Raw genomic sequence first — 13883 nt, forward strand, 5'->3', positions numbered from 1 at the left:
ATGGCGGTGGCGCGTTCGATCGAGGGGGGGACGGTGGGCACAATTCGCTTCGATCTTCGTGGATGTATGCCGGTACCTCTTGTTCGTCACGACGCTCCTGCTTTTCGGAAGACTTGATTTTATATGCCCGTACTTCGTGCCGTTGACGTGGGCCAAAATTTTGGTTCGTTGCTTCTGTTTCGCCGGATGTCGTTTGAGGTTATCGGTGGCGAAAGTCTGGCGATTACGGGCTCGAACGGTTCGGGAAAGTCTACCCTGCTGAAAATCCTTTCGGGTGTGATGACACCGAAGGCCGGAGAGGTCGAACTCGTCATTGACGGCCGGACGGTGGACGACATGAAGCGCCCGCTACACGTCGGACTCGTCGCACCGTACCTGAGCGTCTACGACAACCTTTCGGCGCGCGAGAATTTAGAGTTTCTGGCGCGGGCTCGGGGGCAGAGCGTCACTGACGGTGCGAGTGACACCGCCGCGGGTAAGCGCATCGCCTCAGTTTTGCAGCGTGTTGGACTAGAAGGACGCGAGGATGACCTCGTAGGCACGTTTTCTTCTGGAATGAAGCAGCGTGTGAAGTATGCCGCAGCGATGCTCCCAAGACCGGATGTACTGCTCCTGGATGAGCCGTCGGCCAACCTGGATGTGGAGGGCATTGCCATGGTCGAGGAGGTCATGGAATGGCAGCTAGAGGCAGATCGCATTCTGATCGTGGCAACGAATGTAGCAGCTGAGGCGGAGGAATGTGACCGCACGCTCAGCGTCGAATCGTTTCGTTCCTGACACTTCTCCTTGATCGCGGCGATAATACTCTTTTTCGGTTCATCACGGGTGGGCTATGGTATCGATATTTGGCGTGAAGCTGGGAGGCGATGATGCGGAACGCCGGTCGTAACGAAAACGGCGCAAACAGGCCTCATCGGTTGTCGTTCTATGACAACATTCCTCATTCAACAAGCAGGAGGCTATTATGGAAAAGGCAACGTTAGGCGGTGGATGCTTTTGGTGCCTCGAAGCCGTCTACGATAGCGTCGACGGCATTGACAAGGTTGTCAGTGGATACGCCGGTGGGGACACGCCGAACCCGACATATCGTGCCGTGTGCTCTGGCCGTACCGGCCATGCTGAGGTCGTTCAGATTACGTACGACCCCGAAATCATCTCGTATCGTGATCTGGTGGAAATCTTCTTTACGATCCACAACCCAACGACGAAGGACCGGCAGGGGGCAGATGTCGGGCCGCAGTACCGGTCGATCATTCTGTATCATGATCAGGAGCAGAAGCAAGTCGCTGAGCTGGTCATCGATGCGCTTGAGGAAGAGAGCGTTTTCTCCGATCCGATCGTGACAGAGCTGGAGCCCCTCGATACGTTTTACGAGGCAGAGCAGAAACACCAGGATTACTACCAGCGCAATCCCGGCCTTCCGTACTGCCAGGCGGTCATCGAACCGAAGCTGAGCAAGCTGCGGAAGAAGCACGCCGCGAAGCTTCAGTAGGCGAAGGTGTTATTTCCTCACGCGCGGGCCAGGCAGAGTGTGGTGATCAGGACGCGGTCCGCGCCGGCCGCTTTCAGGGTTCGGGCACACGCCATTGCCGTGGAGCCGGTCGTCAACACGTCGTCGACGAGGAGGAGCGTGCCGCCGTCGATGGATTCGGCCACAGAAAAGGCATCACATACGTTGCGCCAGCGCTCGTCTCGTGAAAGGTTTGTCTGTGATCGGGTTGCGCGATGCCGCGTGAGCGTGTGCGGATCCAACCGTGTCGATAACGTGGATGCAACACCTCGAGCGAGCGTTTCGGCCTGGTTGTAGCCGCGTTCGAGAAGGCGAAGTCGGTGGAGTGGGATGGGGACGACCCGGTCTGGTTCTGGCCAACCGGCGCGTCGGTACGATTGACCGAGAAGACGCCCGAGCTCGACACCGTACTGCGGACGATCGCCGTATTTCAGGGCATGCTGGATGGACTGGAGCGCTCCCCCCTTATCGAACACCCACATCGCATGCGCACCGGAGGCTGTGCCCCAATCTGGGGGAAGACGATCCAGTCGTGCAGCAACGTTCATTTGCGGCGCCTGCTCCATACGGCGGAGACATGCCGGGCAGAGTGGGAGCGAGGGACGTTCGGGGCGCCCTGCACAGCCCACGCAGCAGGGCGGGTATAGAAGGTCGAGGAAGCCACGGAGGAGGTTCATCTGATTTGCTATCTGCCACATGTGCCCGAATGCATAATACGGATATAAAACAATGTATAAATAATATTAGTTGTGAGTATATGTTTAGGGTGGCGTAGCATGCTGGCGGTTTCGGAGATAATTCGCACCTGGGGTCTGGTTGTGCAACTCCGTTCTTTTATCTTTTTTGTCTAGAGCCTCGTCCCGCGCTGCGGGGCCTCACATTTTGTTGTATGCTGATCACTGTTTGCTCGACATCGACCGTCGATGCCGGGCGCCTGCGCGGCTTCTGTTTTCAGCCACCCGAATTGAAGTTTTTCACTAACTGACGTTTTTGTAGCTATGGCCGACCGGGAGCGACGCGGAATGTTGATCAAGAACACGGGCACGGAATCTGTTACCGTGGTTATGGACACCCGTACCATCGACATTGGGGCGGGAGAAGAGACCTTCATCACACCAGAAGAGGTCCGTGATGATGCGCTGCGCGAGGCGCTACAGGTACGCACGATCTCGATCGTGCGGCCGGCCACGAAGCAAGAAGACCTTACGCTGCGGGAGCAACTCGGAGCGGAGGAGTAGCCGGATCGCACGGACCGGATGGTCCGCTGTGTCTTTGTGCTGATAACGTCTCTCGTGGATCTGCAACGCCCTTCGTATGGACATTTTTGCGCTCGAGCCGTGGTACGGCGGGTCGCACCGTAACTTTCTCGACGGTCTTGTCGAACACTCCAGTCATACGATCCGCACGATCACGATGCCGGGCCGCTTCTGGCGCTGGCGCATGGAAGGCGGAGGCGTTACCCTTGCGCGGAAGGCACGGGAAGCGGTTGATGAGGTCGGCGTCCCCGACTTGCTCTTCGTCAACGACATGGTCAACGTCCCGGCCTTCCTGTCGCTGACTCGCGACGTGTTTGCTGACGTTCCGGTTGCGCTGTACTTCCACGAAAACCAGCTCACGTATCCGCTGCCGCCGGATCGCTCCCGGGACCGGGCCTATTCGATCACGAACTACCTTTCGGCCCTCGCCGCGGACCGCGTCTTCTTCAACACAGCTTTTCACCGGGACGAATTTCTAGAGGCGCTCCCGGTCCTGCTCCGCAACTTTCCGGACTTCACCAATCTGCACACGGTGCGGGAGATTCGGGAGAAAAGCGAAGTCCTTCACCTCGGTGTCGATTTAGCAGCCCACGACGAGTACGACTCTGAGCGCGTCGTTCGTACGGGTGGACAGGGAGAGCCGCCCGTCGTGCTGTGGAATCAGCGCTGGGAGTACGACAAGAATCCGAAGGCGTTTTTCCGCGCGATGAACCGGCTGGATGACGCGGGATGTGACTTCCGACTGATTCTGGCAGGAAAAGCGTTCCGTGAGCAGCCCGAAGAGTTTGAGCAGGCGTTCGAGCGATACGCCGAGCGGATCCTGCACTACGGCTACGCAGAAGATTTTAGCGAGTACAGTCGCCTCCTACACCGAGCGGACATTGTCGTCTCTACGGCACTCCACGAGTTTTTCGGCGTCGCGATCATGGAAGCCATCTACTGCGGGTGTCATCCGCTGCTACCGGATCGCCTCAGCTACCCCGAACTCGTGCCGGAAACGCATCATCGTCCGCTGCTCCATGCGCCGGTCCTGTACGAGGACGAAGATCATCTCTTTGCAGTGCTTCGCTCGATTCTCGATGGAAACGAACGTACGCTTCCCCCGGCTACGCTCCGCAAGATCCCACAGCCCTACGACTGGGACACGCACGTAGCAGACTACGACGCGGCCTTCGAGGCGATGACTAGGTCAACGGGTTGACGGGTCGAGGTGTGGAAGTGTGGACGTGTGGAAGTGTGAACGTAGGTATGTTTGATAAACGACCACCGTCGCACGGCCGTGCGACGGTGGTGGCTCGCCTTGAGCCTTACACGTTGAACCCTGAACCTTGAACCCTGAACCTTATCCGTTTCAGTTGTTTCTGGCGCGGACGAGTTCGAAGCAGGTCGCCGGGTCCGGGTCGCCGTTCACGACGTATGATCGGACGGAGCCGTCCTCGTCCGCCATCACGACAATCGCGTCGGCGTTTGGGTCGTAGGTCTGCATCTTCCGTGTCGCCCACACGGTCAGAACCTCGTCGTCTGAAGGTTCGCTGGACCAGCCCCCGGCCGAGTCCGGTCGGTAGAGCAGTTTACGGGTGTCGAACGGATGGTCGAGTCCGGACGACGTCATCGGATCACCCTCGGCAATCACCACAGCCCCGATGCCGTAGCGCTTGAAACCGTAGTACGATGCCGCCGCAACGTCCATCCAGTGGTCGACCAGGAAGTCGTGGTGCTCGTCCTCCTTCGGGGTGCCGGTCAGCGCGTCGTCCGGCTGCTCGATGGTGATAAAGTGTCCGTTTTCGTCGATCAGCGTCGTGGACGGCATAAGCGTCGGGCGGGGCGCAAGAAATCAGTGACGGTGATTGGGATTAGCAAAACGCGACGGGCGCAGGGAGAGGTTTCCACCGAAGCGAAACGTTTTGGGTTGGCGATTACGCATTGGGGATTGGGGATTCGGGATTGGGGATTCGGGATTGGGGATTCGGGATTGGGGATTTGGAATTGTGAATTAGGGATTGGGAATTCGGGGATGAGCTTCAAGGATTGGAGTAATGCCGTCGCTCGAACGCTGAACAGTGAACCTTGAACACTGAACCCTGAACACTGAACCCTGAACACGAAACGCTGGACCATTTCTTGACGATTAGAACCTGGTGAGAAGGCGGTTGGGGTGGGAAATCCTTTTGGCACGCAGCGTAAGTAGGAGCGATAGGACCTACTGTGAACCTGGTCGCCTCGCTTCCTTGATGCTCCATCTGCGGAGCTTTTCACTATGACTGAACCGCACATTCTTCTTGTCGAAGATGAGCCCGATGTAGCCTCGTTCATCCGGAAGGGACTGGAGGAGGAACAGTATCGCGTCACGTGGGCAAAGAATGGCCGACGCGGTCTAGAGTACGTTCAACAGGATGAGATCGACCTGGTCTTGCTGGATGTGCGGCTTCCGGATATCAACGGTCTCGACGTGTGCGAACGCCTCCGGATTCACGATACGCATCTGCCGGTGATGATGCTCACGGCCCTCGACGCCGTGGAGGATCGAGTGGCAGGACTCCGTTCGGGGGCCGACGACTACCTGCCGAAGCCGTTCGCGTTCGACGAACTGCTCGCGCGCATCGAGGCGCTCCTCCGGCGCGTGGAGCCGCAGGAACGAGATGAGCCGCTGGAGGACGGGGCGTTGCGGCTTGATCTGGCGGCCCGCCGCTGCAGTGTCGACGGCGAGGAGATACATCTTACGCCGACGGAGTTCGATCTGCTGGCGTTCTTGATGGCGCGTAAAGGACGCGCACTCAGCAGGGAGGACATCCATCGCGAGGTCTGGGGCCATAATTTTGATCGGGGAACGAACCTTATCGACGTGTACGTCAACTATCTCCGCCGAAAACTTTCCGACGCCGGCTGTGACTCGCGCATCGAAACCGTGAGGGGCACAGGGTATCGCTTCGAATCTGCGGAGTCAGGCCCGGCCTCCTCACCGGATGCGGAGACAAACATCGAGACCACGGATGCAGGTGCATGATGCACTTCAGACGAGATGCCATACCGCACGGCACCGTGTCTTCGCAACGATGAACCCGGTAGATCATGTTCGACCTTACAGACTCAGAACCGCCTCGCAACGAGGCAAGCCCGACGTCAGAGCGACCCCCGTTTCGCCGTCGACTGTTTACGATGGTTGGACCGGCGCTTGCGGCCGCTCTTGCCGTGCCGGCGCTCATGGCGTGGGCGGGGGCGTACTGGTCGTTTCATCACACAGCCATGAGCACGGTTGAGACGGAGGCCGAAGAGATGCTGGCCGAGGTACGCATTGTCGATGGATCATTCGATCTAAGTGCGTATGCCTGGCAAGAGGCACATCACCGTCTCGCGATCGACCGCGTCGATCCGATCTTTGTTCAAGTGTTCGACGACGGCGGGCAGCTTCTCCGCGAGTCCTCCAATATCAATGCGCTTGATCCCTCGTTTCCGGACCGCCTTCTCGCCCGTCAAATGCCGGAGCGCGTCGTTCCGTCGTTGAAAACGTTCGAGGCGGGAGACCGAGGATACTACTATACCGTCCGCCCCATTCCGGACCATACCGGACAGGTCGCCGGGTTTGTCCAGGTATCGCGTGCGGTACCGGATCACCGATCGATGCTCTGGCAGCTGGGGATCGGATTGATCGCCCTCTGGATTGCTCTGACGGTCGGATTGCTGGTCCTTGTCGACTGGGCTGCTCGTCGTGTTTCAGAACCGCTTCGGAGTGTAACGGATGTCGCCCGGACCATCACATCGGCAGACCTGGACACACGCGTCCACGTCCCCGACGATGCAGACCGGGAAACGGCCATGCTCGCGGAGACCCTGAATGCGCTGCTTGATCGCGTGGAGTCGCATGTGGATGCGCTTCGCACGTTCACATCAAACGCGGCGCATGAGCTGCAGACGCCGCTCACCGTCCTTCGCGGACACGTCGAGATTGCGCTTCGGCGCGATCGATCAGCTGCGGAGTACCGAAGTACGCTGGAGCTTCTCGACGACCGCCTCGGGAGCTTCGTCCAGACACTGCGAGCATTGCTCACGCTCACGCGGCTTGATCGCGGTGCCTCACTGGAAACGGAGGAGGTCGACATGGTGGATCTCGTTGCGGAGGAGGTGCAATCGTTTCAGGAGCGTGCGGACCAGCGTGGAATTCAGTTGACCGTCGAGGCGCATCGGCAAAATGGCGCTCACGACGTGAGCGGGCCGAACAGCCGCGGCGCGAAAAGAACACAGCGCGACGGCCGAGCCTTTCATGTTCAGGCTCAGCCCGATCTACTTCGTGATGCCGTCCGCAATCTTGTGGACAACGCGCTCAAGTATACGCAGGAGGGGAGTGTGCACGTAGTCGTCGAGGCCGAGGAGGATCGCGTTCACGTGCTCTGCCGCGATACGGGCATCGGAATCGATGCGGAGGAGATGCCGGAAGTCAGCAATCGGTTCCACCGCGGGGCGCGCGCCGGGGACGTTGGCGGTGAAGGCAGCGGGCTCGGGTTGTCGATCGTGACGCGTATTGTCGAGCGGCACGGGGGGCGGCTGCAGGTTCATTCCGAACGGGGGCAGGGGACGGAGTTTCGCATCACTCTTCCGCGATAAAAGGCCCTCACAAAACGTGCTTCGATGATAGAGAGTGAGCGAACCGGGCGGGATCCAGGCGCGTGAAGCCGGTGAACCCGAAGCGGTTCAGCGATGCAGCGACGCGAAGCTAGTGCCCGTGGTGCGACGCGAAGCTAGTGCCTGTGGTGCGACGCGAAGCTAGTGCCTGTGGTGCGACGCGAAGCTAGTGCCTGTGGTGCGACGCGAAGCTAGTGCCTGTGGCGCGTAACGCCGAAACCGGTCGGTGCAGCGTCCCGAAGGACGTGCCCTTCGGGGGCCGCACGCAGCTCGAATGAGGGATTGTTAGGGCCTCTAAATCCGTCGCACGTCGGCCGTCGTCTTGCTCTAGATGGCGGCCCCAAACGAATGAAGTGGGTTGTCTGGAGCGTGTGGGCTCCGTTTCCGTGAGCGGGGTGTCCCCCCGTTCTAATCTGTCTCTAACCTTCTTCTCATCGTGCGCTAAGATCCCTACCTCAGCCAAGCGGTCGAAGAGAGTGCATCGGCGGTCGAATGCACCGCTGGTTCTGAATGCTCTCGATCAAGACGGCAGGGTAGTATGAATTGTAGGAGCGTGAGAGGCGCAGGCGCGCTCGGGAGAGCGCTTGCCGCGATGTTGACGATCACCATGTTCTCGATCGTTGGTTCGACCGCGATCGCGCAGGACCTGGATGGGAATGTCGGACCGGCATTTTCCGACACGCTTACGTTTGCCCGGGCGGCGGCGATGTTGGAGGCGAACAGTCCGCAGTTGCGAGCCGCGCAGGCAGAGGCGCGGCAGATGGATCGGTCTGCGAAAGTCGATGCGCTGTATCCCAACCCATCCCTCTCGGTCCAGGAGGAGCGAACCAACCTGGCGGACGGCGTCGATGACCAGTGGTACCTCTCGGTCAATCAGTCCATTCGATATCCAGGAGAACAGGGCGCACGTCGCCGTGCCCACGACGCCACGCGCCGGATGGCTGATGCAACCGTCAACGAGACGCGGACGCGGCTTCTAAACGAGTTGCGCCATCGGTATCTCAATGTTGCGGTGGCACAGGCGCGGGTGACGGTTCTTCAGGACGTGACCGGCCAGGTCCGGGATGCGGAGCGCGCGGCCCACATTCGCTTCGAAGAGGGGGACCTCGGGACGTTTCAGAAGGCACGCCTGCAGGTCGCCCGGGCACGGTACGAGAACGATTTGTCTGAGGCACAGCTGCGACTCCGCGACGCTCGCATCGAACTGGCTTACCTGCTGGTGCCAGACGCTCGGGCGACGCTCAATGAGGTCAAAGCGCTCGGAGCCTACCACGTCGAAGGAGGTGCGCAGGCTCTTCTGTCCTCGCGGGCACCGGCGCCGCGCAGGATCGACGAGGCCGAAGCATTGCAGCAGGCGATGGCTCGGCGCGGAGCCGTTCATGCCGCGCGAAATCGATTGGACGTTCGCACAGCCGACCTCGATGCGGCTCGATACGGACGATATCCAAGTCTGAACCTATCTGCCGGGCCGAAGCGACAGTCGTTACCGTCTTCGACCACCTACGGCTATACCGCGGGGATTGTCATCGGCCTTCCGCTGTGGAACGGGGGGCGTGCTGCGGTTGATGCCGAACGCAACCGGCGAGAGGTTGCCCGAGCCGAGCTCGAATCCACGCGGCGGGATGTCGAGATCCAGGTCCATGACGCGCTGGAACGTGTGGACAGTTTTGGAGAGCGCCTGCGCGTGGTCGGGCAACAGGTGCTTCCCGGCACAGACTCTCTCGCCTCTGATGCGCGATTCGTCTACGGTGAGGGGGAGATCTCTCTCTTCGAGCTACTGGATGCTGTCGACGCCGCCACGCAGGCTGCGCTCCTTCGTCTCGACCTTCGGCAGGGATTTCTGCGCGCTCTCTACGACCTCGAACATGCTATCGGCGTCGGATTTGAGGACGAGCCGATCGTCGTCAACGGCGCGCTGGAGGTGCAGAGATGATGTGTGTCTACCCTCTTTCCTCCTCACGGCTCAGCCGGCTCCGCCTAATCACGTGTAACGACGCGACTCCTATGCAATTCAGACTGAACCGCTTTCTCTTCCTTCCGGTGTTGGGACTCATGCTCCTTCTGGCGGGGTGTGGCAAGGACACGGCTCCGACCCCAGCAGCACAGGGCGCTTCGCCGCCGGACCCGGACCAGATTACGTTGACGGACGCCGAGCTTACCGAGGTGCGGGTCGAGACCCAGAAAGTGTCGGTACGTCCGATCGTTACGTCGCTTCAGCTTCCGGCTCGCGTTCGCCCACAGGCCGATCGCGAGGCCTACGTCACGTCGCTCGTCAGTGGACGTGTTGAACGGCTGCGGGCAAGCACAGGAGACCGTGTCCGTCAGGGGCAGGTTCTGGCCGATGTCGCTGCCCCGGATCTCAGTGACATGGTCGCAGGCTTGCGGCAGGCGCGCGACGAACTCGATCGACAGCACAGGCTCCGGGACCGGGGAGTAGCCGTCGAAAAAAACGTCCGTGCTGCCGAGCGAGACTGGCAGGCCTCGCGTCAGCGTCTCCGCTCGATCGGTGTCAGCAGAGATCGAATCGAGGCCGTTGCTATCGGCGATGCCGATCTGGCTACGCTTCCGCTGACCGCCCCGATCGACGGCGTCGTGCTCGATCGCACGGCCGTGCTGGGAGATCCTGTTCAGCCGGGAGATCGCCTCTACTACATCGCAGGTCTGGCGCCGATCCGGGTCGTTGCGGACGTCTTCGAACGGAACCTTGGTGCAATTCGAGAAGGACAGACTGTCACTGTGACGACATCCATGGCGCCGGGGCGAACCTACGAGAGCTTGGTCGCACAGGTTACGCCGAAGGTGGACGATGAGCGGCGAGCAGCGAGCGCTAGGATCGTGCTTCCGAATGATGATGGCAGTCTCCGTCCCGGGATGTACGCCACCGTTCGAGTTCAGGTGGAAGGAGATCCACAGCCGGCCCTATCGAGCGACATCCTGATGACCGGGGCGTCAGGGACCTATGTCATCGTACGCGACGCACCTCGGACCTTCCGCCGCGTCTTCCTCGATGCCTCCGCCGACGCGGATGGATTTGTCGCGGTGCCCGAGCTCGAACCCGGCACAGAGGTCGTAACGAGCGGCGCCTACCAGATCGTGAGCGCCATGAATCAGCAGTAACTAGCCGGTTCTGATTTCGGGCCCGGCTGAGGGTTGCACTTCCTCGCAATTCGGACCTGATCGACCGTCTTCCCGACGGCCCGCGACTTTTTCACTACCCGACGTCGTTTCATCATGCTCGATCGTCTCATCGCCTCCGTCGTCAAGAACCGCGTACTGGTTCTGCTGCTCATGGCCGTCCTGGTCGGCTGGGGCCTGTACAGCTGGAAGCAGGTGCCGCTGGACGCCTATCCCGAGCTCACCAACAACCAGGTCCAGATCCTCACGCGCGTCCCCGGTATGTCACCCGTCGAGGTCGAGAAGCTTGTGACGTACCCGATCGAGATCAACATGACGAACCTCGAAGGGGTAGAGGAAAACCGCTCGCTGAGTCAATTTGGCCTGAGTGTCGTCACGCTCGTTTTCGATGAGGGAATGGATCCGTATTTCGTGCGCCGACTCACGTCTGAGCGCCTTCGCGAGATCGAAGACGAACTGCCGTCCTCGGCTGAGCCCTCGCTTGCGCCGATGACCACTGCCCTGGGTGAAGTGTATCAGTATGCTCTCGTGGACGAGCCAGGAGATGGGCGGACGTATAGTCCGCAGGAACTGCGCACGCTGCAGGACTGGGTACTTGCGCCGGAGCTACGCACTGTCAACGGGGTGGTAGAGGTGAATGCGCTCGGCGGCTTCATCAAGGAGTATCACGTTCGGTTCGATCCAGAGGCGCTTATCAACTACGACATCTCCATCGACCAGGCGTATGATGCGCTTCGCAAGAGCAACACCAATGCGGGCGGGAGCTACATCGTCCGGAACCAGCAGCACTACGTCGTCCGCGGTATCGGGCGCATCGGCGCCGGGGATTCCAGTATTCTCGACGACATTCGCAATACCGTAATCGCCACGCGGGACGGAACGCCCATTCTGGCGAGCGATGTCGCCGAGGTGAAGATCGATCACGCTGTCCGCCACGGGGCTGCATCCATGAATGGAAACGGTGAAACCGTGGTTGGAATCGTCATGATGCGGCGCGGGGCGAATGCGCAAGAGGTGGTTCGGAACACGGAAGCTCGAATCGCGGATCTGCAGTCGACTCTTCCCGACGGCGTCGCGATCGAGGTGTTCTACAACCGAAACAGCCTGACGAGTGCGGCGATCTCAACCGTTACCACGAGCTTGTTAATCGGCGGCGCCCTCGTGATTCTCGTGCTGATCTCATTTCTCGGCGACTGGCGCTCGGCGCTGATCGTCAGCCTCGTCCTCCCGATGACCGCGCTGGCGACGTTCATCCTGATGAATTACTTCGGGTTTAAGGCCAACCTGATGAGCCTGGGCGGGCTGGCCATCGGACTCGGGATGTTCGTGGACGGGGCCATCGTGATGGTCGAAAACATCTTCAGGCTCCGTGAGGAGAACCCCAACGAGTCGATCGGTCTCATTGTGGTTCGAGCGGGACGTGAGGTCGCGCGGCCCATCGCGTTCTCCGTCGGCGTCGTCATCGCCGTGTTTCTGCCGCTCTTTACGCTAGAGCAGATGGAGGGACGCATGTTTCGACCGATGGCATTTACCGTCTCGTTTGCTCTTCTCGCAGCGCTTTTCCTTGCGCTCACGATGGCTCCGGCGCTGAGTTCGTACCTGCTGGCGTCGGTCGGGAAGAAGGATACGGATCGCGGTTCGCCCGACAAGAAGGCGGTCGGAGGCGACGGTCGCCGAGCGTCCGATGATACGGACCACGGCGAAGCCTCCAACCGACTCATGCGCTGGTTGTCGTGGGTATACGAGCCGATGCTGGACGCGGCCCTGAGCCGGCGCGGGCTGACGGTCGGGGCGTCCATCGTGGTGGTCGCCGTGGGGGTTGGCGTCTTTTCCACGCTCGGAACGGAGTTCGCGCCGCCGCTTGAGGAAGGGTCGGTGGCCATTCAGGTGGCACTAGAACCGGATGCCTCGCTCGAAACGACCACAGAGATTCAGAAATCGGTCGAATCTGCCCTACTGGAGTTTCCAGAGGTGATCAGTGCGGTGAGTAAGGTCGGACGTCCGGCTGTGGCGACCGATCCCATGGGGCAGAACCTCACGGATATGTTCGTCGGCCTCACGGATCGCGACACCTGGCGATTCGAGAGCAAGGAGGTGCTGGTGGACTCGATGCGGGCGCGGGTGGACCGGATTCCGGGTGCCACGTTCGCTTTCACACAGCCGATTGCTCTTCGACTCGACGAAATGGTGAGCGGAGCCAAAAGCGAGATTGCCATCAAGGTGTTCGGTCCCGACCTGGATGAGCTCCGCCGGCTGCAGTCCGAGATCGCCGATGCCGTCTCCGGGCTGCCCGGGGCCGCCGACGTGCTTCCCACACAGATCGCCGGCTTTGGCTACGTGGAAGTCGATGTGCAGCGGGCGCAAGCGGCACGATTTGGTCTGAGCGTCGGCGATGTGCAGCGCGCCATCGACATGGCGATTGGCGGGGAAACGGTAAGCACCATCCTGGAAGAGGACCGGCGATTCGCCCTGGTGGGCAAGCTCCAGGAGACGGCGCGGAGTTCGGTCGCCTCGATCCGGTCGTTGCCTCTCCGCACGCCCGACGGGACACAGATTCGGCTGCAGGATGTGGCGCGCGTCTCTCTCACCGAGGCTCCGGCGGAGGTGGGGCGCGAGCAAGGACGCCGAAAGGTGACGCTGGGTGTCAACCTTTCGGGTCGTGACGCCGGGGGCTTCGTGGCGGAGGCGCAGGACGTGGTACGGAATCGCGTCGACCTGCCCGCCGGATACACGATGGACTGGGGCGGTCAGTTCGAAAACCAGCAGCGTGCTCGCGATCGTCTGACCATCATCCTGCCGATCACGCTGGCGGTCGTTTTCGTTCTTCTCTACATGACGTTCAACTCCGTCGGGCAGGCTGTGCTCGTCTTTCTGAACATCCCTCTGTCTGTCGTCGGCGGAATCGTATTGCTGAAGGCGATGGGGCTCTACATGAGCGTCCCGGCCTCCGTCGGGTTCATCGCGATTCTCGGCATTGCCGTGCAGAACGGGGTTGTCATGATCAGCTTCATCGATACCCTCCGCGAGCAGGGCGTGTCGACCATCCGAGCCGTACGCTCTGGTGCGCTGCTTCGGCTGCGCCCGATCCTGATGACCACCCTCACGACGCTCCTGGGGCTCGTGCCACTCCTGATGGCCGAGGGCATCGGGGCCAACGTTCAGCGACCGCTTGCCGCCGTGGTCGTGGGCGGGATCCCGACGCTCGTGGCATCGACGCTGCTCTTGCTTCCGACGCTATACGGATGGTTCAACCCCGACACGCGGACGATAACCGAGGACCTCGTAGAATCAGGACCCCCCCGTCCCGCGACAATCAATTGATCATAACGCCGGACGCGCGATCCGGTGACGGGCAGCGCTGTGAT

At 60.8% G+C, this 13883-nt stretch carries 11 protein-coding genes; 9 read left to right on the forward strand and 2 right to left on the reverse strand.

The window, feature by feature from the left end; all coding sequences use genetic code 11:
* Positions 1-123 precede the first annotated feature (123 nt).
* Positions 124-777, forward strand: coding sequence for an ABC transporter ATP-binding protein (locus CRI94_RS06210; RefSeq protein WP_098074785.1), 654 nt, complete (start codon positions 124-126; stop codon positions 775-777).
* A gap of 187 nt (positions 778-964) precedes the next feature.
* The gene (gene msrA / locus CRI94_RS06215; protein ID WP_098074786.1) at positions 965-1492 is read left to right on the forward strand and encodes a peptide-methionine (S)-S-oxide reductase MsrA; all 528 of its coding nucleotides are present in this window, start codon (positions 965-967) and stop codon (positions 1490-1492) included.
* Between the two features lie 17 nt (positions 1493-1509).
* Here msrA and CRI94_RS06220 read toward each other — a convergent pair whose 3' ends face one another.
* Positions 1510-2208 (reverse strand): ComF family protein, encoded by a 699-nt coding sequence (locus tag CRI94_RS06220; RefSeq protein WP_098074787.1) that lies wholly within the window; start codon positions 2206-2208, stop codon positions 1510-1512.
* A gap of 300 nt (positions 2209-2508) precedes the next feature.
* On the opposite strand from CRI94_RS06220, the gene CRI94_RS06225 reads away from it, so the two are divergent.
* Together CRI94_RS06225 and CRI94_RS06230 are read left to right on the forward strand one after the other, a co-directional pair.
* The gene (locus CRI94_RS06225) at positions 2509-2748 is read left to right on the forward strand and encodes a hypothetical protein (RefSeq protein WP_098074788.1); all 240 of its coding nucleotides are present in this window, start codon (positions 2509-2511) and stop codon (positions 2746-2748) included.
* 76 nt (positions 2749-2824) lie between these two features.
* Entirely contained in the window at positions 2825-3967 is a 1143-nt protein-coding gene (locus tag CRI94_RS06230; RefSeq protein WP_098074789.1) for a tRNA-queuosine alpha-mannosyltransferase domain-containing protein, read from the forward strand.
* Between the two features lie 150 nt (positions 3968-4117).
* On the opposite strand, the gene CRI94_RS06235 is transcribed toward CRI94_RS06230, so the two are convergent.
* Positions 4118-4576: a hypothetical protein gene (locus CRI94_RS06235; RefSeq protein WP_098074790.1), complete on the reverse strand. Its 459-nt coding sequence runs from the start codon at positions 4574-4576 to the stop codon at positions 4118-4120.
* Positions 4577-5023: 447 nt separating this feature from the next.
* On the opposite strand from CRI94_RS06235, the gene CRI94_RS06245 reads away from it, so the two are divergent.
* The 5 genes from CRI94_RS06245 to CRI94_RS06265 all read left to right on the forward strand — a co-directional run bounded on the left by CRI94_RS06245 (position 5024) and on the right by CRI94_RS06265 (position 13839).
* Complete coding sequence (locus CRI94_RS06245; protein WP_098074792.1) at positions 5024-5770, forward strand: response regulator transcription factor; 747 nt, start codon at positions 5024-5026, stop codon at positions 5768-5770.
* Between the two features lie 65 nt (positions 5771-5835).
* Entirely contained in the window at positions 5836-7365 is a 1530-nt protein-coding gene (locus CRI94_RS06250; RefSeq protein WP_098074793.1) for a sensor histidine kinase, read from the forward strand.
* Between the two features lie 625 nt (positions 7366-7990).
* Positions 7991-9316 (forward strand): TolC family protein, encoded by a 1326-nt coding sequence (locus CRI94_RS06255; protein ID WP_179862185.1) that lies wholly within the window; start codon positions 7991-7993, stop codon positions 9314-9316.
* 71 nt (positions 9317-9387) lie between these two features.
* Positions 9388-10500 (forward strand): efflux RND transporter periplasmic adaptor subunit, encoded by a 1113-nt coding sequence (locus CRI94_RS06260; RefSeq protein WP_098074795.1) that lies wholly within the window; start codon positions 9388-9390, stop codon positions 10498-10500.
* 114 nt (positions 10501-10614) lie between these two features.
* Positions 10615-13839, forward strand: coding sequence for an efflux RND transporter permease subunit (locus tag CRI94_RS06265; protein WP_098074796.1), 3225 nt, complete (start codon positions 10615-10617; stop codon positions 13837-13839).
* Positions 13840-13883: the final 44 nt, after the last annotated feature.

Source organism: Longibacter salinarum (genome assembly GCF_002554795.1).
Classification (GTDB): Bacteria; Bacteroidota; Rhodothermia; order Rhodothermales; family Salinibacteraceae; genus Longibacter; species Longibacter salinarum.

Coding starts and splice junctions, on each gene's coding strand:
- CRI94_RS06265 (WP_098074796.1), top strand. CDS start 10,615: ATGCTCGATCGTCTCATCGCCTCCGTCGTCAAGAACCGCGTACTGGTT.
- CRI94_RS06245 (WP_098074792.1), top strand. CDS start 5,024: ATGACTGAACCGCACATTCTTCTTGTCGAAGATGAGCCCGATGTAGCC.
- CRI94_RS06250 (WP_098074793.1), top strand. CDS start 5,836: ATGTTCGACCTTACAGACTCAGAACCGCCTCGCAACGAGGCAAGCCCG.
- CRI94_RS06210 (WP_098074785.1), top strand. CDS start 124: ATGCCCGTACTTCGTGCCGTTGACGTGGGCCAAAATTTTGGTTCGTTG.
- CRI94_RS06230 (WP_098074789.1), top strand. CDS start 2,825: ATGGACATTTTTGCGCTCGAGCCGTGGTACGGCGGGTCGCACCGTAAC.
- CRI94_RS06235 (WP_098074790.1), bottom strand. CDS start 4,576: ATGCCGTCCACGACGCTGATCGACGAAAACGGACACTTTATCACCATC.
- CRI94_RS06220 (WP_098074787.1), bottom strand. CDS start 2,208: ATGTGGCAGATAGCAAATCAGATGAACCTCCTCCGTGGCTTCCTCGAC.
- CRI94_RS06225 (WP_098074788.1), top strand. CDS start 2,509: ATGGCCGACCGGGAGCGACGCGGAATGTTGATCAAGAACACGGGCACG.
- CRI94_RS06260 (WP_098074795.1), top strand. CDS start 9,388: ATGCAATTCAGACTGAACCGCTTTCTCTTCCTTCCGGTGTTGGGACTC.
- msrA (WP_098074786.1), top strand. CDS start 965: ATGGAAAAGGCAACGTTAGGCGGTGGATGCTTTTGGTGCCTCGAAGCC.
- CRI94_RS06255 (WP_179862185.1), top strand. CDS start 7,991: ATGTTCTCGATCGTTGGTTCGACCGCGATCGCGCAGGACCTGGATGGG.